A 22,446-nucleotide genomic window follows, 5' to 3' on the forward strand; every position below is an offset into this window, starting at 1 on the left:
CTCCCTCGTGGTCGGTCAGGCGGCGAAGGTTTCGACGTGGCGCAGCACCGGCTCGGCCCCTCGGGTGAGGTACATGTGCCCGCCGGGCACCTCGACGAGGGTGAAGTCCTTGCTGGTGACCGCCGCCCACTGCCCGGCCTGCTCACTACTCACCAGGTGGTCCTCCCGCCCGCGCAGCGAGATGATCGGCACCGGAAGCGGGGCGTCGTCGCTCGGCAGGTAGCTCTCGTGCATCGCCACGTCCGCCCGCAGGGTCGGCAGGATGAGCTGGCGCATCTCCTCGTCGGCGAGCGCCTCGTGGCTGTACCCGGCGAACTCCTGCACGCGCAGGAGGAACTCCTCCTCGGGCAGCCCGGTGGCGCGGCGCTCGCGCGGCGTCCACGGACCGGGCGAGCCGCTCACCACGAGCCCGGCGACGTCGTCACCGCGGGAAGTGAGGCGGTAGGCGAGTTCGTAGGCGAGGACGGCGCCGAGGCTGTGCCCGAACAGCACCAGCGAACGGCGTTGGGCGAGCCGGGCGGGCAGTCCCGGCAACACCTCCTCGATCGCCGCCGGCACGTCGCGGTGCGGCTGGTCGTCGATGCGCCGCTCCCGGCCGGGGAGCTGCGGTGCGAGGATCTCGATCGCCTCGCCGGCCAGCGCTGCCCACGGGCGGAAGAAGGAAGCGCCGGCGCCGGCGAAGGGCAGGCAGACCAGGGTCACGGATGCGTCGGCCTTGCTGGTCACCGGTCCCCCACCGCGGGCACGGCCGTGATGGCGTCGCCGAGCAGCGCGTCGTACCGGGGGCCGCCGAGCCAGCGCGCGGAGATCTCGGCGTACTCGCGCTCGTCGCCGTCGTCGAGCTCCGCCCACAGCGCCGCCACGCGACGCCGTGCGTTCGCGCAGTGGATGGCGGCGATCGAGGCGGCGTCATCGTCGCTCGCCGAGGCCGACCGGGCCAGGACGGTCGCCGCGGTGAGCAGTTCGTTGGCTATCCGGTTGAGCGTGAGCACCGTGTGCTGCCGGTTGAAGAGGTCCTCCCGGTCCGGGTGGCGCTCGGTCAGGTCGCGGCAGGTCCGGCCCAGCCGTGCGGCCTGCTCGGTGACGAACTCCACGTGCTCGGCGCCGTGGCGCGCGACGAGCCGCCGGGCCGCGGCGGTCTCGCCGTCGGCGCCGCTGTCCGCGGTGTAGAGGCGGTCGTAGTAGCAGTCGGTCAGGCGGATGCGGGCGGCCAGGTAGTCCACCAGGAAGTCGACCCCACCGGAGATCCGCAGCCCGCGGATGTCGCGGAAGAATCGTTCGACCGGCAAGGGCTGGGCGCCGCGGCGGGCCTTGCTGTGCGCGGTTTCGAAACCCTCTCCGCCGAGCAGCCCCATCGTGCGGTCGATGACGCGCCAGCAGCTCTCGGAGGCGACGTTCTTGAGCGCGGCGTGCTCGTGCAGGACATCGGCGCCCCGGCCGAGCATCGTCCAGTGGACGAGACTCTCCATGGCGAAGGTGTCAGCGACCGTGCCGGCGACGATGCGGTGGATCTCCTGGAACGAGCCAAGCGGACGGCCGTCGATCCGCCTGCGGTTGACGAACTCGCGGGACCAGTGCGCGCACAGCCTGGCTATGGCGAGCGAGGGCGGCACCACGCTCAGCGTCCGTGCCAGGTAGATGTGCTCCTTCATGTCGCGCGTGCGGCGGTCGCGGAACATGCGTGAGCTCGGCACCCGCACGTCGCGCAGCCGCAGGTTCGCGATGGGCGCGCCGCCCAGCCCCATGAAATCCTGACGCTCGACGACCTCCAGCCCGGGGGTGCGGGCGTCGACGAAGAACGACACGTCGCTGTCCACCACCCCGTCGGCGACGACGGTGGCGGTGACGTCGAGAAGATCCGCGATCGCGCCGTTGCCGATGAAGACCTTCTCGCCGTTCAACAGGTACGCCGTGCCGCCGTCGACCGGTGTCGCCGTGGTGCGCTGGCGAGGGTTGGCCGCGCCGGCCGGTTCGGCGTTCCCCGCGCCCGCCGGTTCGGTGTCGGCGCGGCCGGAGAAGTTGCCGGCGGCGACGTGGGCGCGGATCACTTCCCGCAGCGCGCCTTCGGGCAGCATTCGCAGGTAGCCGCCCGCGCCGAACCCGTTGCCGATCCCCATCATGTTGGCCACGGCGAGCGACCAGCTCGACGCGGTCTCGATGAGCCGGAAGGTGTTGAACGGGCTCAGGCCGACACCACCGTCCTCCTGGCCGACGAGCAACCGGAGGTAGCCCCTGTCCCGCACCGCCTCGATCACGTCGGCGGGCAGCTCGCGGGCGGCGTCCACCGCGTTCGGGTCGACATGCGCCCGCAGGTACCGGGTGAACTCGGCGACCCGCTCGTCGCCGACACGGCGGTCTTCGTCGTCCTGGACGGGAAACGGGACGAGCAGGTCCCAGCGCAGGACGCCGAGGAACAGCTCGTTGGACAGGCTCGGCCCGCCGGTCTCACCGGCGTTCTGCCCCGGTTGCCCGGCGGCTCCGGTCGACCGATTCGCGAATGACCCCAACGACGTCGTCATGGTGCTCCCTCAGGTAGAAGTGGCCGCCGGGCAGGACATGCAGGTCGAACCGGTTCGTGGTGTGGCCGGCCCAGCCCGCCAGGTAAGGGGTCTGCTGGTCGTCCGCGCCGCCGAGCGCGATGACGGGCATGTCCAGTGGCGGCGCGGGGGCATGGCGGTAGGTGTCCAGAACCGTGGCGTCCGCCCGCACACACGCCAGGACGATCCGCCGCATCTCGGCGTCCTGGTCGATGATGGCGGGCAGCTGCCCGCCATCGCCCGCGACGGTCGCCAGCAGTCGGTCATCGTCGAGTTGGTGCGTCGGCGGGCGCAGCGGCTGCACGTCCGGCGCGCCGAGTGCGGACACGAACAGCAGCGCCGGTTGCGGTCGGCCGGCGGTCCGCAGCGCACGGGCCACCTCGAACGCGAGGAGGGCGCCCAGGCTGTGTCCGAAGAACGCGAACGGCGGGGCGAAAGCCGCCTCGGTGGCGACGGCGTGCACGAGGTCGCTCATCCGGGTGTACGGCGTTTCGGCGATCCGCCCGCCCCGGCCGGGTGCCTGCACCCCGACCACCTCGAGGTCGGGCAGCTGGTCGGACCATCTCAGGTACTCGCCGGGCGAGGCGCCGCTGTGCGGGAAGCAGTACAGCCGAAGCGCCGCGTCCGGGACGCGCCTGCGGCACAACAGCCAACGGGGTGCGGGCATCACGTCGGCTCCTCCGCCTCGATCCGGGACAGCAGCTCGGCGACGCTCGGGGACAGCAGGATGGCGCGCACCGGGATCGCCACCCCGAAGTCCCGCTTGATGACACCGGCCAGCCGGGTGGCGATCAGCGAGTCGCCGCCGAGTTCGAAGAAGTTGTCGTCCGCGCCGACCTCGGGCAACCCGAGGACCTCACCGAACGCCGCCGCCAGCGTGCGCTCCGCGGCGGTCCCCCAGCTCGCCGGCGCGGCCGAACCACCGGGTTCCGGCTGCACCACCGCACGCGCCGGCGGTACCGCGAGCGGGATGGTCTGGCGGCCGGGCGCCTGCTCGACGGGCCGGGGCGCGTACTGCCGCCGCTGCCACGGGTAGGTCGGCAGCGGAACTCGGCGCGGTCGTGCGGGATGCATCCGGTTCCAGTCGAGTGGGACACCGCGCGTCCAGAGCCCGCCGGCCGCGTCGAGCAACGCCGCCCTGGCGGACGCCTGCTCGACCGCGTGCGGCAGGCTGGCGAGCGCGCCGCGCCGGCCGGCGACCGCCCGGTGGTGGCGGGCCAGCGTGGACAGCGTGCGCCCCGGCCCGACCTCCAGCAGGACGCTGTCCGCTCCGTCGAGCACGGTGGACAGCGCGTCGGCGAAGCGGACGGTCCGCCGCAGGTGCGCGGTCCAGTACGCGGGATCCCGTGCCTCGTCCGGTTCGACCACCCGGCCGTGTGTGTCGGAGATCCACGGCAACGTCGGGGCACGCAGCTCCATGTGCCGCACCTGCTCGGTGAACTCCCCCAGCACGGAGTCGACCAGCGCCGAGTGGGCCGCGCTGACGATCCGGAGCCGGCGGCTGTCCACCCCGCGCCCGTCGAGGTCTTCCTCGAACGCCGCCACCACTGTCGCCGGGCCGGACACGACGCACTGCGCCGCGCCGTTGACGGCGGCGATGGACAACCGGTCCGGCAGTACCGACTCGAGATCGCTCTCGGACAGCGACACCGCGAGCATCGCGCCGTCGGGGAGGCTGCCGAGCAACCTGCCGCGCGTGACGACGAGCGTCAACGCGTCACCGACGGAGAGCACTCCCGCCTCGCACGCCGCCGCGTAGGCGCCCAGGCTGTGCCCCAGCACGCACGCGGGCGACACGCCCAGGGCACGCCACAGGCCCGCGAGGGCGTGCTCCAGCGTGAACAGCACCGGTTGCGCCAGCTCCATGGTGTCCAGGCTCGCCCGTGCCGCCGCGAAGTCCCGCGCGTCGTCGGGGTGCGCGAGGAGGGCGGCGCGCAACGCCGGGCCGAGGTCCGCGCCGGCGAGCTCGACGCAGGCGTCGACCCGGTCGCGGAACGCGGCGGACCACTCGTACAGCTCCCGCCCCATCCCCGGATGCTGTCCGCCCTGCCCGGGGAACAGCAACGCGACCGAGGGCGAGATGGTGTCCTCGCGCGCCTTGCCGGCCGCCGAGCGCAGCAGTCGGGCCGCCGTCTCGTGGTCGGCGGCGACGACGTGGGTCCGGTGCGCAAACTCGCGTCGACCGGTCTGCAGTGTCCAGGCGACGTCCGCAAGCGCGTTGTCGGGGTGGTCGGTGAGATGGTCGGCCAGCCGCGCGGCGGCGTCGGCGAGTGCCGGCCCGGTTCGCGCGGACAGCACCAGCAGCTGTGATCCCGCACCCGGCCGGGCCGAACCGGACACCGGTGGCTGTTCCAGGACGACGTGTGCGTTGGTCCCGCCGATGCCGACCGAGTTGACCCCCGCCCGGCGTGGACCGTCCGCGTCGGACCACTTGGTCAGCTCGGCGGTGACCGTGAACGGGCTGCTGTCGAACGGGATGCTCTCGTTCGGGGTCTCGAAGTGGAGGCTGGCCGGCACGAGACCGTGCTCGACGCACAGCGCCGCCTTCATGAGGCCGACGACACCGGCGGCGGCGTCGGTGTGTCCGATGTTGGACTTGACCGAGCCGAGCCCGCAGTACCCGACGCGGCTGGTGCGGGTACGGAACGCCTTGGTCAGCGCGCTGACCTCGATCGGGTCACCCATGGGCGTCGCCGTGCCGTGCGCCTCGACGTAGCCGACGGTGGCCGGGTCGACGTCCGCGACGGCGTATGCCGCCTCGATCGCGGCGGCCTGGCCGGTCACGCTCGGTGCGGTGAAGCCGACCTTGTCGAAGCCGTCGTTGTTCACCGCGGAACCGCGGATCACCGCGTGGATGTGATCGCCGTCCGCGAGCGCGTCGGACAGCGGCTTGAGCACGACGACTCCCGCTCCGTCCGCGCTCACGGTGCCGCGCGCCCGCGCGTCGAAGGGGCGGCAGTAGCCGTCCGGCGCGTGGATACCGCCCTCCGGCGGGATGGCGACCGGGTACGGGGTGCGCAGGCTGACGCCACCCGCCAGCGCGATGTCGCACTCACCGGCGAGGACCGCCTGCGTAGCCACGTGGATCGCGACGAGCGACGTGGAGCACGCGGTCTGCACCGTGACGGCCGGGCCGCGCAGGCCGAGCTTGTAGGCGACCCGCGTGGTGAGGAAGTCTGCCGCCGTGGCGAGTTGGAGGTGCCATTCGGGCACGGTGCCCGCCACCGCGGGGTCGGCACGCAACTGATCCGCATAGGTCGTCACGCCGCTGCCGCCGTACACGCCAACGGCGCCGGTGTACCGGACGGGGTCGCAGCCGGCCCGCTCCAGCGCCTCCGCGCAGCATTCGAGAAACAGCCGTTGCTGCGGGTCGATCAGCACCGCCTCCGCAGGGGAGTAACCGAAGGCCGCGGCGTCGAACCAGTCCGCGTCCGGGGTGATGCCGTAGGCGGGGACCGCGTGCCCGTCGCCCGCCTCGGGGAAGCGGGTGACCAGGTCGTCGCCCGCCAGCAGGTGCCGCCAGAACTCACCGACGTGCCCGGTCCCGGGGAAACGGCCGGCCATGCCGATGATGGCGGCACCGTCCACCGTGGACTCCGTGTCGCTCATGCCCGATCGACCGCCTCGCGCAGGCTTCGCGGGCGCATGTCCGTCCACACCTTCTCGATGTGCGCCAGGCACGCTCGTCTCGGCCCGCGCATCGGCTCGTCGGTCCACCCGGGCGGCAGGGCCAGGTCGGCCGGCCAGATCGAGTACTGGTCCTCGTGGTTGCGCACGACGACGAACTCCGCACAGTCCTCGAAGGGCATGTCTCACTCTCCTCTTCCGCGAACTGCCCGCCGGTGCTGGCGGGACCGGGTCGACGGTGACCGACGGCGGTCCGGCGGCCGGTTCGGGGTGGTGGCCGGCGCGGCACGGCCAGACAGGTGCGCGGCCAGCGCCGCGATGGTCGGGTGTTCGTAGAACGCGACCATCGGTAGTTCTCGGCCGAGCTCGCGCTCCATGCGCGCGTGGACGATGGCCATCGTCAGCGACTGCCCGCCGGCGTCGAAGAAGTTGTCGTGCACGGTGATGCGGTCGTTGTCGAGCACCTCCCGCCAGATGCCGGCGAGCACGTCCTCCAGCACCGCCCCCGACGGTGTGTCCGCCCTGGGGGGCGCGTGCGGCGCCAGCCGCCGCAGGTGGGTGTCCGGCGCCTCGACGGCCGCGGCGAGCAGATCGCGATAACGCCGCACGAGCTCCAGGGCGGTCCGTTCCGTCAGCGTCCCGGTGCGGTAGGTGAGCGCGACCTCGTGCCCGCCGTCGGCCTTCGCCTGCACCGCCACACCCAGATCGAACTTCGACGTCGTCGCCGCCAGTGTGCGCGGCTCCACCGACAGGCCGGACAACGCCGGCACCGGAGGCGGTCCGGGTTGGACGGCGAACACCGTCTGCACCAACGGGTTGCTTCCCACCGTCCGGTTCGGACGCACAGCGTCGACGATCCGGTCCAGCGGCACCTCGTCGTGGGCCAGCGCGTCCAGGGTGGACTCCCGGACGTGCGCCACCAACTCGGCGAACGTCCTTTGTGCCTCGAGATCGACGCGGATCGGGATCGTGTTGGCGAACAGGCCGATGAGGTCGTGCAGCTCGCGTCGCGGCCGGCCGGCGACCTGGGTGCCGATCAGCACGCTGCGGGCTCCGATGTGCTGCGTGAGCAGCACGGCGTACGCGGCGAGCAGCACCATGAACGGGGTGGCCGAGGCCGTGCGGGCGATGGCCGAGACGCCGGTAATCGTCGCCGCCGGGAGCTCGGCCACGACCCGGGCGCCGTGGCTGGAGCGGCGCTCCACCAAGCCTTCCGCCGGCAGGGCGAGCGTCGTCGGCGTGCCGCGCAGGTAATCCAGCCACCACCCGAGCTGGCGGGTGAGGCGGTCGCCCGACAGCAGCTCCCGCTGCCGCCTGGCGTGGTCGGCGTACCGCACGGCCGGCGCCGGCAGCGCACCAGGCTCGCGGTTCGGCGTGTAGTAGTGGGCCAACTCCCGGAAGAGCACCTCGGTGGACCAGCCGTCGATGACGGCGTGATGGAGGAACACCCCCAGGACGTGCTCCCGGTCGCCGATCCGGACGAGGCGGACGCGTATCAGCGGACCACGCTCCAGGTCGAAGGGCTCGCCGGCCCACTCCCGCACGAGCGCGCCGGCCGCGTTGCGCGACGCCGCCTCCGGCAGCGACGACAGGTCGACGACGTCGAACGGCAACTCGAAATCCTCGACCACCCGCTGACAGGGAGCGCCGTCGGCGCCGATGGGGAATATCGTGCGCAATGTGTCGTGTCGCGCCACTACGCGCTGGAAAGCGCGGCGTAATGCGGCGGTGTCGACTTCACCACCCAGGTCCATGACCAGGTCGAAATTGTAAGCGGAATCGTGCGGCGCGAGCCGGTCGATGAACCACAGCTGTTGCTGCGCGAACGACAGCGGGGCGTCTGACACGGCACCTCCGTAATCACCATACGAACGTCGTTAAGCCTGTGCCGCAAGGCTCCTCGCTGTCAACGGAGTCCGTCTCAACCAACCGTAAATGTCGGCTAAACACATTATCAAACCGGCTCTGGCATGATGACCACGTGACACAATCAACGGTGCACAACACTGCGTCCGACTACACGGTCAACGTGTTGCAGACGATCTGGGCACACGAGCTTGGCGTGGACCGGATCGACGCCGACGAGGATTTCTTCGACCTGGGCGGCTATTCGCTGCTCGCCATTCGCATCACTGCCGAGGTGAACGAGGCGTTCGGGATCGAACTGCCACTGCCGGTCCTTTTCCGGAACCCGACGCTCACCCGGTACGCCGCGGTCGTCGACCGCGCGGTCCGCGAGCGGCACGGGCCACTCGTCATCCACCAGGTCTTCGAGGAGCAGGCGCTCCGGCGGCCGGAGGCGGTCGCGCTCGCCGGCGGCGGCACGCTGATCACCTATGCCGAGGCCAGCCGGTGCGCCAACCGGTTGGCGCACCGGCTGATCGGGCACGGCGTCGGTCCAGAACAGCGGGTCGCCATCTTGCTCGCACCGTCCACCGACTACGTGCTCGCGGTGCTCGCCGTCCTCAAGGCCGGTGGCTGCTATGTGCCACTCGACACCACCTACCCCCGCGCTCACCTGGCGGCGATCCTCGCGGACACCGAGGCCGAGGTGGTCGTCACCACCGGCGAACTGGCGCCGCTGGTGGCCGGGTGCCCGGTCCGCACGGTGTGCGTCGAGGACCCGTCGCCCGGCGGCGAGGAGAGCGACCCGGGCGTGCCGACCAGTCCCGACAACCTCGCCTACGTGGTGTACACGTCCGGTTCGACCGGCCGTCCCAAGGGCGTGATGGTGCGACACGGCAGCGTCGTCCGACTGGTGCGGGACCCGATGTGGGTGCGGCTGGGGCCTGGCGCGGTCATCCCGCAACTCACGTCGATCTGCTTCGACGTCTCGATGTTCGAGATCTGGGGTGCGCTGCTCAACGGCGGCCGCCTGGTCGTCGAGCCGGGCGCCACCGGGTCCCTGCGCTCGCTGCGGCGCGTGGTCGCCGAGCACGGCGTCACCACGATGTGGCTCACCGCCGGGCTCTTCCACGCCGTGGTCGACGAGGACGTCGACAGCCTGAGCGGCGTCGAGCAACTGCTCGCCGGCGGCGAGGCCCCATCGGCCAAACACGTGCGGAAGCTCCTCCACGCACACCCGGGCATGCGGTTCATCAACGGCTACGGCCCAACAGAGGCGACGATCTTCGCCACCACCCACACGGTGTCGCCGGATGACGAGACGGGCGCGTCCATCCCGATCGGCGACGCGGTGCCCGGCGCCCGTCTGCGGATACTCGACGACCGGCTCCATCAGGTGCCGGACGGCACACCCGGACAACTGTTCATCGGTGGCACGGCCCTGGCCCGTGGCTACCTCGGCCGACCCGCGCTCACCGCGGAGCGGTTCATGCCCGATCCGCACGGGGACGTGCCCGGCGGCCGGCTGTACGCGACCGGGGACCTCGTGCTGCGCAAGAGGGACGGGTCGATCGAGTACCTCGGCCGGATCGACCGCCAGGTCAAGGTCCGAGGCTTCCGCGTCGAGCTGGGCGAAGTCGAGGCCGCGGCCCGCCAGCACCCCGCCGTGCGCGACATCGTGGTGACCGCGCACGGCGACGCGCCGGAGAACCGCCTGCTCGTCGCCTACCCGGTGCTGGATCCGGCGCAGGACCCGGCTGAGGCGTTGACCGCGGTGCGCGCGTGGCTACCGGAGCGACTGCCCAAGCACCTCGTCCCCGACGTGTGGCTGCCACTGCCAAAGCTCCCGTTGACCGCGAGCGGCAAGGTCGACCGCCGCGCGCTCCCCGACCCACTCCAGGGCGGATCGGTCACGCGCACCGAGGGGCGCCGAGCGGGTGCCGCGGGCACAGACCCCGAGCGAAATCCCTGACCAGCATCGGTTGCCGGTACCGGGGGCGGCCGGCGCCGTCGCGCCCGGCCGGCGCCACGAGGTGCGCGGACACGAGCCGATCCACCGCGATGTCCACGGTGGGCGACGAAAGGCCGGTGTCGCCGGCCAGCGTGTCGACGGTGGCGCCGGCCGGCTCGGCCAAGGCCAGGCAACGGAACACCGCCTGCTCGTGAGCGTCGAGCCGGTCGTAGCTGTGCTGGTAGCGCACGCGCAGGTCCAGCTCACCCACCCGGAACTCGCCCAGCCGCCGGTTCTCGTCGGCCAACTGCCCGACGAACTCGGTCAGCCGCAGCTCAGGACGGAGCGCGAGCCGGGTGCCGGCTATGTGGAGCGCGAGCGGACTGCCGTCGCACAGTGCCACTATCCGCTCGGCCGCCCGCCGGTCACCGTCGACTCGCCGGCGACCGAGATGCCGTTCCAGCAACCGCAACCCGTCCGCGCGGTCCAGCCCACCGATCCGCAGGATCCGGGTGAACTCAAGGGCGGACAGCCGGCTGTCCGACGCGGCCAGGAGCGCGCTGCCGGGCGAGGTGGGGGTCAGCAGCGCGACCTGGGACTCGGTGGCGACGTTGTCGAGGATCACCAGGAGCCGGTGGGTGGCGGTGACGCTACGGTAGAGGGCCTGGCGGCGTGCCGGGTTCGTGGCGGCGTCGGCCACACCCAACGCGAGGAGGAAATCCTCCTGTGCCTGGTGGACTGAGGTTTCCGCGAGGTCGGCGTAAAGCTCCCCGTCGGGGAAGGCGTGCCGCGACGTGCGGACCGCGCCGAGCATGACGGCGCTCTTGCCGACCCCGGGTGCGCCGGTGATCAACAGTGTGCGGGCGGAGGTGTGCGTGGTGTCCCCCGCCGCCGCGAGGAACCCGCGAATCGCCCGAACCTGTGTGTGCCGGCCGATCAGGTCGACCGCGCCCGGCGGCACCTGGTGCGGCACGACGCCGCGCGAGCGACCGTCCGGTGGCGCGCCGTCGGGTTCCGCGTCCGCCCCGTCGACGAGGATGTCGCGCACCAGCGTGTGAAGGTCCCGGCCCGGCTCGACACCCATCTCCGCGACCAGGGCGGCCCGCGCCCGCCGGAAGGCGGCCAGCGCCTCGACCTTGCGGCCGCACTTGTTGAGCGCGAGCATGTACAGCCCGAGCAGCCGCTCCCGATAGGGGTTCTGGTCGACCAGCGAGCGCAGCCGGTCGGCCAGGTCCGCGGACCCGCCGAGGGCGAGCTCCGTCTCCGCCAGGTCCTCGACGGCGGACAGCCGCATGTCGGCCAGCCGCGACCCGTGCACCCGTTCCAGCAGCGGCGAGTCGACACACGCGCCCAACGGCTCCCCCCACAGCGCCAGCGCGGCGCGGAACCCGGCTGCCGCGCGTGCGAAGTCACCATCCGCCATGGCCCGTCGGGCCTGGCTCGTCTCCCGTTCGAACACCCACAGGTCGAGGTCGGTGTCCGCGACCCGGATGGCGTAACCACCGGGTTCGGTCACCACGTCCGCGCCCGCGGCACCCAACTTCTTGCGCAGCTGGTGCACGTACACCCGGATGAGGTTCTCGGCGCTGCGCGGCCGGTCGCCCTCCCACAGCGACTCCGCGATGTGGTCGATGGACTGGTACTCGTTTGCGCCGAAGAGCAGGGTGGCGAGCAACGCCCGCTGCTTCGCCCCGCCGAGGTCGACCTTCCGCTCCCGCCAGAACTCGACGCGCCGGAGCAGGCGGTACCTCACCGGGACACCTCACCGCGCGCCGTCCGCTCCGCCACCAGCATCGCCACGTGGCGCAGGTCGGGCTGGCGGAGGAGTTGGGGGGCTCGCAGCCGCACGTCGTATCTTTCCTCGAGGGCGGCGAGCAGTCGCGCCGCGCCAACCGAGTTGCCGCCCACCGCGACGAAGTTGTCCCCCGGCCCGAGCCCGGGCAGGCCGAGGATCTCGCGGCACAGCGATACCACTGCCCGCTCGGTCGGCGACCCGTCCGTCGCGGCGTGCGCCGTGCCGCGCGCGTCCGTCGCCGCGAGCAGCGCCCGCCTGTCGACCTTCCCGTTGGGGGTCAACGGGAACCTGTCTACGACCTCGATCCTCGCTGGCACCGCCTGCGCCGGCAGCCATCGCCTCGCGTGGTCCCGCAGCTCGGCGGTGGCCGGCGCGGAGCCGTCCGGCACGGGCTGGACGAACGCGACGAGCTGGCTCGCACCGGCGCCGTCCGTGCGGGCGACGACGACGGCCCGCCGGATGCGCGGCTCTCGCTCCAACGCCGCCTCGACCTCGGCCGGCTCGATGCGTACCCCGTCGACCTTGACCTGGTCGTCGAGCCGGCCGAGGAACTCCAGCACACCGTCCGGACGCATGACGACACGGTCGCCGGTCCGGTAGACCCGGTCCAGGTGCCCCGAGCCGGTGGGTGGGGAGACGAACCGCCGGGCGGTGAGCTCGTCGTCGAAGTAGCCCAGTGCCAGGCACGGCCCGCCGATCACCAGTTCGCCGGCCTGGCCGCGGGGCACCGGCTGGCCGTCAGCACCGACGACCAGCACCGTCGCACCCGGGATCGGCCTGCCGATCGGCGGGTGACCACCGGTGTCCGACGCGCCACCGGGCGGCATCGGGTGCACGGTCGTCACGACGGTGGCTTCGGCCGGACCGTAGGCGTTGTGCACCCGCGCGGTCACATCCGCCGCGGGCCAGCGGCGCAACCGGTCCCCGCCGATGCAGAGGTGGCGCAGCGCCAGCCCCGCCGGCCACGGCCGGTCGAGTACGGGCTCAGCCATGGGCGTCGGCAGGAAGGCCGCCGTGATCCGCGCGTGCCGCCACCAGTCGGTGAGCGCCCGGGAGTCCCACTGGACGTCCGGTGGCGCCACCGAGAGCGCCGCACCGGCCGTGAGGACCGCCCACATCTCCATCACGTGGGCGTCGAAGGGTGCGCCCATCAAGAAGCTGTGGCGTTCACCGGGACCCAGTTCCACGAGGTCGCGGTACCAGCGCAGCAGAGCGCCGAACGACTCCGCGCCGACCGCGACCGCCTTCGGATCACCGGTCGACCCCGAGGTGAGCACCGCGTAGTGGGTGCCCCTCGGCGCGGTGGCGGCATCGGCCGTCAGCGCCGCGACTACCGACGGGGCGGCCTTGGCCCCGGTGACCGGCACGGCGAGCGGGAGCGGCTTCTGGTCAGTCGCCGGCCACCGCGCGGGGTCACCGATCAGGCAGCGCACGCGGAGGTCGCTGGTGGCCGCGCGGAGCCGCTGCTCACCGGGTGCCGTCCCGAAGGACAGGTAGACCGCGCCCAGCCGCGCCACCGCGAGCGCGACCGCGACCAGCGCCGCCGAGTGGTCGAGGCACACGCCCACCAGGTCGCCCGTTCGGACGTGGTCGCGCAGGGCGTCGGCCACCTCGTCGGCCGCCCGGTCGAGCTCGGCGTAGCTCCAGCGGAGATCGCCGTCGTGTAGGGCCGGTGCGTCCGGGGTTCTCTCGGCCCAGTCCCGGAACAGCTCGTGCACCGCGCCGTTGCGGGGCATCCCGCCGGATTCGATGCTCGGGGAACTCAACGTCGCCTCCTGTGCTGGTGTCGCGTCACTTGCTGGCTCATTCCAGGCCCATGGCCTTGGCGACGATCACCTTCTGGACCTCGGAGGTCCCCTCGATGATCGTCGTCATCCGGACGTGGCGGTACAGGAACTCCAGTGGGTGGCCGCGCACCCAGCCCGAGGCGCCGTGGACCTGGAGCGCGCGGTCCACCACCCGGACCGCCACCTGGGTCGCGGTCAGCTTGGCGAGGGCGGCGTTCTCGAGCGCGTCCGCTCCCCCGTCGACGAGTTGGGCCGACGCGAGCGTCAGCAGCTTGGCGCACTCCACCTCGGCGTGGCTGGTCACCAGGTGTTCCTGGATGTGTTGGAAACCGCCGATGCGCCTGCCGAACGCCGTCCGGTCCCTGGCGTGCTCTACCGCGAGCCGCAGCGCGTGCTCGGCGATGCCGTTGCACTGGCCGGCGACGATCAACCGCCCCCAGGAGAGGCTGTCCATCGCGAGCGCGGCGGCCGCCCCGACGCCGTCTTCTCCGCCGATGACCGCGTCCGGCGGGACGTGCACCCCGTCGAGCAGCAGTTCGAACAACGGCTCGCCGGACATCCCCGTGTAGCGCTGCCCGATCCGCAGCCCCGGCCGGTCCATCTCGACGACGAACGCGGATGCGCCCGCCGTCGGGCCGGCACCCAGGTCGGTGGCCGTGACGACGATGGCGATGTCGGCCTGGTCCGCGTTGCTGACGAACGTCTTGTGTCCGTTGAGCGTCCAGCCGGCCGCGGTCCGGGTCGCGACGCTGGTCAGCTGGAAGGCGTCCGAGCCGGCCCGCGGTTCGGTGAGGGCGAAGCAGCGGGTCAGCTCGCCACGCACCAGCGGCACCAGGTAGTGCCTGATCTGATCCGGTGTGCCGTGGCGGAGCAGCGGGCTCGGCCCGTCGGCACCGCCCAACGCGTACGGCGCCAGTGGGCAGCCGTCGCGGTTCGCGGCCTGGTGCAGAAGGACGACGGCGGTCAGGGGCATCCCGGCTCCGCCCCACTCCTCGGGGTACTCGCCCGCGTAGAAACCGAGTGCCGCGGAGCGTTTGCGCACGTAGGACCGCAGGTCGGCGGGTGGCGGTGCGCTGGTCTCGGTGACCTCGGCCGCCAACGGGACCAACTCTCGCTGAACGAAGCTCTCGAACGAGCTCACCAGATCGGCGTGGCCGCCCTCGAGGACGGCGGATGGCGCAGACCGCACCGTTGGCCTCCTAACCCCGTTGTTCCAGTACGAGTGCCTGGTCTGCCAGCACGGGGTTCTGGAAGAACGTGCGCAACGGCGGACGGTGACCCAGGTGCGGTTCGAACCAGGCGGCGAGTTGGGCGGCGAGCAGGGAGTGCCCGCCGACCTCGAAGAAGTGGGAGTCGGCGGCGAACCGATCGTGCCCGAGCACCGCACGCCATCCCCGCGCGACCAGTGTCTGCCCGGGACCAGTGAAGTCCGGCTCCGGGCGCGGGCGCTCGGCCTCCACCTTGCCGAGGTCGGCCGCGATGCGGGTGAGTGCCGCCCGGTCCGGCTTGCCGCCGGCCAGAGTGGGCAACTCGGTCAGTGCGAACCACGTGCTCGGGACGAGCGCGGCTGGCAGGCGCCGAGCCAGCGCGGCGGTGAGGGCGGCCTGGTCCGGCCGGTCGGCGCCGGCCACGAAACCGACCAGACGCGGGCCATCGTCGGTGTCCCGGCTGAGCACCACGGCACAGGTCCGGCCGTCGAGCGCGCCGGCGGCGATCGCCTCGATCTCCTCCAGCTCGATGCGGTGACCGCGGAGCTTGACCTGGTTGTCCCGGCGGCCAAGGAACCACAGCCGGCCACTCGGGTCGCGATAACCTCGGTCGCCGGTGAGGTACACCCGCTCCCCGCCGAGCGCGGCATGGGCGACGAACCGGGAGGCGGTGGCGTCGTCGTGGGCCACGTAGCCGTCTGCGAGCAGCGAGCCGCCGATGGCGAGTTCGCCCACTCCGCCGGCCGGCAGCGGCCACCCGCCGTCGTCCAGCACGTGCACCCGCACGCCCGCCAGCTCGACGCCGAGCGGGAGGTCCAGCTCCCCAGCCAAGTCCGCCTCGGTGACCTCGTGCACGGTGGAGGTCACCACGGCCTCCGTCACGCCGTAGGCGTTGCACACCGTGGCGCCCGTGTCGGCGAGCAGGCCCCGCAGCGCGAGGGCGGGCAGTCGTTCACCACCCAGCACCAGCAGCCGCGGCGACCACCGCCTCTTCCGGGCGGCATCCCGCAGCGCCTCCTGGGTGGCCAGGAAGTAACTGGTCGGCAGGTTCGCCACCGTCACACCGCGCAACGCCAGCACCGCGGCCAGCTCGGGCCCGGTCGGCACCTCGCGCTGCGGCAGCACCAAGCAGCTTCCGGCGGCCAGTGACGGCAGCACCTCCTCCACCGCGACGTCGAAGGAGGGCTGGGCGAACACCAGCACCCGGTCCTTCGCGCTCAACTCGAACCGCGCGGTGATCGCGCCGACATAGCCGGCGAGTGCCGGCCGGCTGACCAGGACCGGCTTGGGTGTGCCGGTCGACCCGGAGGTGTGGATGAGGTACGCGCCGTCCGCCAGCACCGCCGCCGGTTCGGCCGAAGGGAACGCCGGGCCGTCCAGCAGGGCCGGGACGCGGTCGACGGGAAGCGCGAGCGAGCTCTCCCGAGTGGCCAGCACCAGCGCTGGGCGCAGTCGGGTCAGCAACCGGTCCAGGCGTGCCACCGGATCCCTCGGCGACAGCGGGGCGTAGACCGCGCCGGACCGCAGGCACGCGAGCAACGCGACCAGGTTGTCGATACCGCGCGGCAGCACGACGGCCACCGGCTGGCCCGCGGTCACGCCCGCCGCGCGGAGCCGTTCGACGAGGGCGCTGACCCGGTGGTCCAACTCGCCGTAGCTCAGCTGGTCGTTGCCGGCGATCGCGGCGAGGGCTCCGGGGTCGCCGGCGCGGACCGGGTCGAGCAGCGTGAGGTCGGGCTCGTGGGCGGCGGCCTCGGGTGGGAGCGGTGGCACGGCGAGGGCCGCCAGCTCCGTGTGCGGTTCGGCGACGTACGCGCGCAGCAGCGCGACGAACCGGTCGGCCAGCAACGCGACGATGCCCGCGTCGAACAGGTCGCTGTCGTGGTCCCAGAGCAGGGTCATACCGGCCGCCCCGAGGCGCGCCCCGACCACCCTGCGGTCGTCCGGGAGGAGCACGACGTCGAGGTCGAACCGAGTGGTCCCGGTGTTGTGCCCTTCGTACAGCGAGACGTCCAGGCTGGGGACCTCGATTTCCGGCAGCGGCGCGTCGTGCGCGCTGAACATCACGTTGAACAGGGGGTTGTCGGTGCCGCTCGTGTGCAGTCCCAAGGCCCTGGTGAGCTCCTGCACCGGCACGTCCTGATGGGGCAGCGCACGCAGCAGTGTGTCCGTGACGTCGTCGACCGCCTCGCTCGCGGCGGCGCCCGGACGCAGCGAGACCCGGAGCGGCAACGTGTTGACGAACATGCCGATGGCGCGCTCGAAGCCGACCGGCCGGTTGCCCACGGCGGTGCCGACGACCATCTCGCGCTGACCGCTGTGCCGCCGCAGGAGCTCCCCGAAGAGGGTGAGCATGGCGCTGAACGGGGTGTGGCCGTCCGTGCGGCAGCGCGCGCGGAGTTGCTCGGCGAGGTCGGCGTCGATGTGTTGCCGCAGCTGGCTGCCGCGATAGCGGCGCACGGCGCCGGGTGTGCGCAGGCCGGGCAGCGTGATGTGGAACGGGACGTCGCGCAGCTCGTCGCGCCAGTACGCGAGGCCGCGATCCCGCGCGTCCGCCCGGTCGCCCCCGGAACCGACGTGCTCCGCGTAGGACCGGGTGGGCGCTAGTGCGGGCGGTTCACCCACGATGTGCGCCCGGTAGGCGGTGAACACGTCGCGCAGCAGGATCGCGAACGAGTGGCCGTCGTGGATCAGGTGGTGCTCGACCTGCACCAGCCGGTGATGCCGCTCGGCGAGTGTCACGAGGTGCCAGCGCAGCAGCGGCGCGAGCCCGGTGTCGAGCGGTTCCTCCGCCTCCGCGGTCAACAGCGCGGCGAAGGCGGCCTCCGGATCCGCGGCGCCCGTCAGGTCGGTGACGCGCCAGCGCAACTCGGCGTCGTCCCGGATCCGTTGGCGGGCGATCCGACCGGCGGTGCGGACCAATTCGAGCCGCAGTCCGGGATGGTGGGCCATGGCCGTGGCGAAGGCGGCACGCAGCGCGGCCGCGTCGAGCGTGCCGCGCAGGTCAAGCACGGCGGTGAAGTTGTAGCTGCGGCTGCCGGGCATCAACTGCTCGTGCAGCCAGACGATCTCCTGCGAACTCGAGAGGTCGAACATCGCGAGAGCTCACTCCTTGCCGGGGATGTGCGCCACGGAGCGGCTGGTTCCGTGGCGAGTCGGTTGGTCAGCGCCGTGGTCGAGGTGGTGGCGGAGGGTGTGCAGCAGGACCGTGCCGGCCGCTCGCGCGTCGTCGTCGGCCAGCCGGCCGCGGTCCCACACCACGCGCACCAGCAGGTCCTCGCCGAGTGAGAAGGCGACGGCCAGCGGCGCGGCGTACCGGCGGGGCGTCGTGAGGTGGACCTCCCGACCGGGTGTGCCGCCGAGTGTCAGCGGCGGTCGGCGCCCCAGGTCCTCGAACACGACGAAGCCGTCCAGGCTCCCCGACCAGCTCGCTCCCTCCCGACGTACGGCCCGGAGCACCTCGTCGTACGGGGTGTCGGCGTGCTCCAGGTCGTCCCACCACATGGCGGCGGTCTCCTCGAGGCTCACGGCCTGCTCGCGGACGGGATGCACCACGGTGTTGAGGAAGCAGCCGAGGATCTCCGGTGTGCCGGGCGGGCGGCCGCCCCACGTGTAGCCGAGCGCCGGGACGCCGGCCCCTTTGCGGAGCACCACCGAGACGGCGTCGAGGAGCACCGGGAAGACCGATCCCCGCATTCCCTCGGGAGCGGGCAGGCGGTGGCTCAGCATCCCGTTGTCGGCCGCGTCGTCGGGTGGCGACGTGGCGCCGGGGTGGACCGGATCCTGGTTGGTGAGCACCGACAGCCGCGTAGCCCAGTAATCGAGGTGCGCCGGCCGGGACGCCTCCTCCTCGGCGGCGAGCTGGCGGGTCACCGCGTCCCGGTACGCGGCCGCGTCCTCAGGTGCCGTGCGGTGCGGAATGTCTTCCGTGTACGCCTCGGTCAGTCCGGCGGTCACGATGCCCAGTGCCCGCTCGTCGCAGACCACGTGGTCCAGCACGATCGCCAGCAGCTCGTCCTCCTCGTCCGGGCCGCGCGCCAGCAGGAGGCGCAATACCGGACCACCCGCCCGCCACGAGCCCAGTTCGGCGCGCACGGCGTTCCTGACGGTCGTCCCCGCCGACACCTCCCGGACCTCGACCGAGGGTGGACCGAGACGCAACGCGGGGGTCCCGCGCACCACGGTGACGGACCCGCGGAGGGCCGTGTGGCGGCTCGCGAAGCGGAGCGCGGCACTGCGCAGACGCGCCACGTCGACCGTGCCCTTGGGGAACGTGAAGAACAGGGGCACGATGTCGGGGCACCGGCCGGGGCCGAGGTCGCTGGTGAGCAGGAAGCGCCGTTGCGCGCCGGTCAGTGGGAACAAGGCCGCCGAGTCGTCCGACTGTGCGATCACCGCCCGGTACTGCGCCAGATAAGTCTCCGTGATGCTGCGCGGCACTCGGCTGTCACCCACCCTGCTCGGCCTCCGTCGTCGTGCGTGCGAGCGTCTCGGCCTGGTCTCCGGCGCTGTCGTCCGTCGGCACGGTTCGCAGGCGCCGGAACGGCGACAGCAGCAGGGGAACGGGTCCGGTGAGGAAACCGATCGCACACACCCACAACGCGGCCCGGGGACCCCCCACCGTGGCCAACGCCCCGCCCGCGACCGCACCGATCGGCATCACCGCGGACGCGACGAAGCGCATCGTGGCGTTCATGCGGCCGAGCAGCTCGTTCGGACAGATCAGCTGGCGGAAGGTCAGTTGCGCGACGTTGTAGACGACCGCGCCGAACCAGACGACCGCCAGCCCGACCCCGAACATGACCGCCGCCACCGACCCGGCCGACAGCGGCCACAACAGGGCGAACGGTGAGGACACGGCGATCGACAGCAGGATCAGCCGCACCTGCCCGACCCGCCGGGACAGTGGCTGCGCGAGCAGCGCGCCGGCGACGCCACCCACGGCGGAGGCGGACAGCAGCAGGCCGATCGCCAGCGGCGACAACCGCAACTCCTGTGTCCAGAACACGACCTGCACGGCGAACAGGTACGCGGTGAACAGGTTCGCCAACCCCGTGGTCACGGCGATCACCCGCAACAGCGGGTGGCGGAAGACGAAGCGGACGCCCTCGGTGATGTCTCGGCGCAGCGACCGCTTCCCGGTCGACTCCGCCACCGTCTCGCGCACCCGGATGCCCAGCAGCAGCACCGCGGACACCACGTAGCTGATCGCGTCCGCCACGAGGGTGAACGGCGCCCCGATGGCCTGTACCAGCCCGCCGCCGAGCCCGGGACCGGCGACCTCCGCGCCCGACTGCACACCCGCCAGCGCGCCGTTGCCGCCGATCAACCGGTCCCTTCCGAGCACGGCCGGCACCAGCGACTGGGTCGCGATGTCGGAGAAAACCGTTGCGGCGCCGACGATCGCGGCCACGACGTAGAGTTGGACCATCGTCAGCCGGTCCACCGCGGCAGCCACCGGAACAGAGCCGATCGCCACGCACCGCACCACATCGGTCTGAATGAGAACCGGAAGCCGACGCAGCCGATCGACCCACGCTCCGGCGGGTAGCCCCACCACCACCAGGGCCGCCGTTTCCGTTGCCGTCAGCAGACCGAGTTCGAAGGGCGAGGCGTGCAGATCCAGTAGCGCGACCAACGGCAGCGCGACGAGCGTCACCTGGCTACCGGTCTTGCTCGCGGCGAACCCGAGCAATAACAACCGGAAATTGCGCACGCCCATCAACCGATCACCAGAGGTTTTCCGGCCCCCAACGAAGCGCCGCCATGTCGCCGTCACAGTGGCGAACGTACAACTCGATCGCATTGGCAGGGAACGGCTTCTGGCGCGGGTTGCCCTGTAATGCGATCGAGTTGCCCCATTGGCCTCAGGCCGGTCAGGACACGCGATGCCCGTCGGTCAGCACACCGTGGCGCATGGCGTGCGCGACGACGTGCGCGCGGTTGCGCAGCCCCAGTCGCGCCATCATGTTGCGGAGGATGTTCTTGATCGTGCGCTCGGAATAGTTGAGATTCGACGCGATCTCGGCGGTGCTGTGGCCGTCGGCGAGGAGCCGGACCACGTGGATCTCCCGCATGGTCAACCCGAGACGGCTGTCCGCGTCGTGATCCTGGTGCATCGACCGCACCCGTTCGATCAACGCGCGCACCATGGTGTCCGGGAGATCGGCGCGACCGCTGTTGCTGTTCTCCACCGCACGTATGATGTCCCTGGCGCCGACATGGCGACGGCACAGGATACTGACCACGCCGTGCGCGACGAGTTGCACAACGTATTTCTCGTCGACGATGTCGGCGATCAGGACGATCCGCATGTGCGGGTTGGTCGACGCCATCTCGACGTCGGCCACACGGGTCAACGTCTCGTCGGTGACGACGTCGACGATCATCAGCACGACGTCCGCGGCGGGCTGCCGTTTCGGTGTGAGCAGCCGACACCCGCGGTACAGACGTAACATCGCATGCGCCCCTTGCTGGGAAAGTTGATCATACGAGTCTATTGCGATCTTCACGACTCTGTTGACCATCGATGCACCCTCCGACCTCATACCGGGATGGCAAGATCAGTTGCCATTGATTCGGGACGTGGGCGGTGCGAAGCATGGCCGAACAGTCGCGTGAATGACGTGGTGAACCAGTTTGGTGCCCGCGGTCGCCGACGCGGGCCCCAGGACGGCCGGCAAGGGTTTCTCGCGTTCCCCCAACCAAAACGCCAGAACGCGCCCCCGCGGATTTGGACAGGCACGTTGTGTCGCACGACCTCGCCCCCACAAGCCCCCCGACCATCAAGGCATCGCCACACAGACCCGAATTCGAGAGTAGGTCGGCGCCAGGGCCCGGACATCGTGATGGGTGCCGCACCCTCTCCGCTTGCCACGCGGATCGCCGATGTCACACAGATCCGAGCCACACCATCCGGCGATCATCCGTCTGACAACCGCACGGACAGCCGCGCCAAGTGGCTCGCCATCCTCGGCACGAAGCTCGACATCGCCAGAGCGGTCGACCCCGGCGGGTTCTTCGGCCTCGGCGGTATCTGCTACGCGCCAGCCTGACTGTCCACTTTGCTCAGTGACAGCGAGGTCCGGCCCTGGCTGACCGACGCCGTCGCCGACGGCACTTGATTCGCCACCGGACAGGCCGGCGGTCTCGCGGTTATGTGGTCCGACGCTGACGCGGGCGCAGGTGTGGACGACGACCGGGGACGGATTCACGCTGCTGTGGCGGGCCCTGGCGTGGAGTTCGGGCAGTCGTCTGCGGCAGAAAAGCCGTCGGCTGGACAGCGTCGCCGCCGATGTGTCGCGGGCAGAGAAGCTGCTGACAGCGGCGGCTGAGGTGTCGCGTCAGGATCCGGCCGGTGCGTGCGCCGTGTTGCGGCCGGATCGCCGCAACGCGCTGCTGTCGCCGGGGCCGTCGTTCTTCACGAAGTTCCTCTACTTCGCCGGCGGTGGCGCGCCGGAGCACCCGTGTCTCATCCTCGACCGGGTCGTGGCCACCGCGCTACGCGATCACTGCGGTTGGACATAGCTGCACCGCATGGGTCCCTGGCCCGCCTACACCTATCAGCGTTGCTGCGATCTGCTCGCCCGCTGGGCCGGAGACCACCACCGCGCGCCCAATGAGATCGACGGACGCTCACCCGCGGATCTCAGGAGTCGTCGTGATCATCACCTAGCCGAAGTGCTTCAGCGCGACG

At 71.8% G+C, this 22,446-nt stretch carries 15 protein-coding genes and 1 pseudogene; 3 read left to right on the plus strand and 13 right to left on the minus strand.

Annotation, left to right across the window (positions count from 1 at the left end):
- Positions 1 to 15: 15 nt before the first annotated feature.
- The 6 genes from VF106_RS43840 to VF106_RS43865 are packed head-to-tail and all read right to left on the minus strand — an operon-like array spanning position 16 to position 8,011.
- Positions 16 to 726, minus strand: coding sequence for a thioesterase II family protein (locus VF106_RS43840; RefSeq protein WP_330845972.1), 711 nt, complete (start codon positions 724 to 726; stop codon positions 16 to 18).
- Complete coding sequence (locus VF106_RS43845; RefSeq protein ID WP_330845973.1) at positions 723 to 2,519, minus strand: acyl-CoA dehydrogenase family protein; 1,797 nt, start codon at positions 2,517 to 2,519, stop codon at positions 723 to 725. Before VF106_RS43845 ends, VF106_RS43840 begins: the two co-directional genes overlap by 4 nt.
- Entirely contained in the window at positions 2,446 to 3,204 is a 759-nt protein-coding gene (locus VF106_RS43850) for a thioesterase II family protein (RefSeq protein WP_330845974.1), read from the minus strand. The genes VF106_RS43845 and VF106_RS43850 overlap by 74 nt, the downstream gene beginning before the upstream one ends.
- Complete coding sequence (locus VF106_RS43855; RefSeq protein ID WP_330845975.1) at positions 3,204 to 6,146, minus strand: type I polyketide synthase; 2,943 nt, start codon at positions 6,144 to 6,146, stop codon at positions 3,204 to 3,206. The genes VF106_RS43850 and VF106_RS43855 overlap by 1 nt, the downstream gene beginning before the upstream one ends.
- Positions 6,143 to 6,346, minus strand: a complete 204-nt coding sequence (locus VF106_RS43860; protein ID WP_330845976.1) for an MbtH family protein — start codon at positions 6,344 to 6,346, stop codon at positions 6,143 to 6,145. Before VF106_RS43860 ends, VF106_RS43855 begins: the two co-directional genes overlap by 4 nt.
- A gap of 3 nt (positions 6,347 to 6,349) precedes the next feature.
- Entirely contained in the window at positions 6,350 to 8,011 is a 1,662-nt protein-coding gene (locus VF106_RS43865) for a condensation domain-containing protein (RefSeq protein ID WP_330845977.1), read from the minus strand.
- A gap of 134 nt (positions 8,012 to 8,145) precedes the next feature.
- On the opposite strand from VF106_RS43865, the gene VF106_RS43870 reads away from it, so the two are divergent.
- Positions 8,146 to 9,981 (plus strand): amino acid adenylation domain-containing protein, encoded by a 1,836-nt coding sequence (locus tag VF106_RS43870; RefSeq protein ID WP_330845978.1) that lies wholly within the window; start codon positions 8,146 to 8,148, stop codon positions 9,979 to 9,981.
- Here the strand turns inward: VF106_RS43870 and VF106_RS43875 are convergent.
- From VF106_RS43875 to VF106_RS43905, 7 genes are all read right to left on the minus strand, one after another.
- Positions 9,920 to 11,713, minus strand: a complete 1,794-nt coding sequence (locus tag VF106_RS43875) for an AfsR/SARP family transcriptional regulator (protein WP_330845979.1) — start codon at positions 11,711 to 11,713, stop codon at positions 9,920 to 9,922. The genes VF106_RS43870 and VF106_RS43875 overlap by 62 nt on opposite strands.
- Complete coding sequence (locus VF106_RS43880; protein WP_330845980.1) at positions 11,710 to 13,521, minus strand: non-ribosomal peptide synthetase; 1,812 nt, start codon at positions 13,519 to 13,521, stop codon at positions 11,710 to 11,712. Before VF106_RS43880 ends, VF106_RS43875 begins: the two co-directional genes overlap by 4 nt.
- Before the next feature lie 37 nt (positions 13,522 to 13,558).
- On the minus strand, positions 13,559 to 14,731 hold the full coding sequence (locus VF106_RS43885) for an acyl-CoA dehydrogenase family protein (RefSeq protein WP_330845981.1): 1,173 nt from the start codon (positions 14,729 to 14,731) through the stop codon (positions 13,559 to 13,561).
- 10 nt (positions 14,732 to 14,741) lie between these two features.
- The gene (locus VF106_RS43890; RefSeq protein WP_330845982.1) at positions 14,742 to 17,846 is read right to left on the minus strand and encodes a non-ribosomal peptide synthetase; all 3,105 of its coding nucleotides are present in this window, start codon (positions 17,844 to 17,846) and stop codon (positions 14,742 to 14,744) included.
- Positions 17,847 to 17,855: 9 nt separating this feature from the next.
- Complete coding sequence (locus VF106_RS43895) at positions 17,856 to 19,205, minus strand: hypothetical protein (RefSeq protein WP_330845983.1); 1,350 nt, start codon at positions 19,203 to 19,205, stop codon at positions 17,856 to 17,858.
- Positions 19,198 to 20,472, minus strand: coding sequence for an MFS transporter (locus VF106_RS43900; protein WP_330845984.1), 1,275 nt, complete (start codon positions 20,470 to 20,472; stop codon positions 19,198 to 19,200). Before VF106_RS43900 ends, VF106_RS43895 begins: the two co-directional genes overlap by 8 nt.
- Positions 20,473 to 20,626: 154 nt before the next feature.
- Positions 20,627 to 21,208 carry a helix-turn-helix transcriptional regulator gene (locus VF106_RS43905; RefSeq protein ID WP_330845985.1) on the minus strand — a complete coding sequence of 194 codons (582 nt, stop codon included), beginning with the start codon at positions 21,206 to 21,208 and terminating at the stop codon, positions 20,627 to 20,629.
- A gap of 390 nt (positions 21,209 to 21,598) precedes the next feature.
- On the opposite strand from VF106_RS43905, the gene VF106_RS43910 reads away from it, so the two are divergent.
- Complete coding sequence (locus VF106_RS43910; RefSeq protein ID WP_330845986.1) at positions 21,599 to 21,805, plus strand: hypothetical protein; 207 nt, start codon at positions 21,599 to 21,601, stop codon at positions 21,803 to 21,805.
- A gap of 112 nt (positions 21,806 to 21,917) precedes the next feature.
- Positions 21,918 to 22,277: pseudogene (locus VF106_RS43915) on the plus strand (8-oxoguanine DNA glycosylase OGG fold protein); the annotation flags it as partial.
- Positions 22,278 to 22,446 lie beyond the last annotated feature (169 nt).

Source organism: Actinophytocola sp. (assembly GCF_036378875.1).
Lineage (GTDB): Bacteria > Actinomycetota > Actinomycetes > Mycobacteriales > Pseudonocardiaceae > Actinophytocola.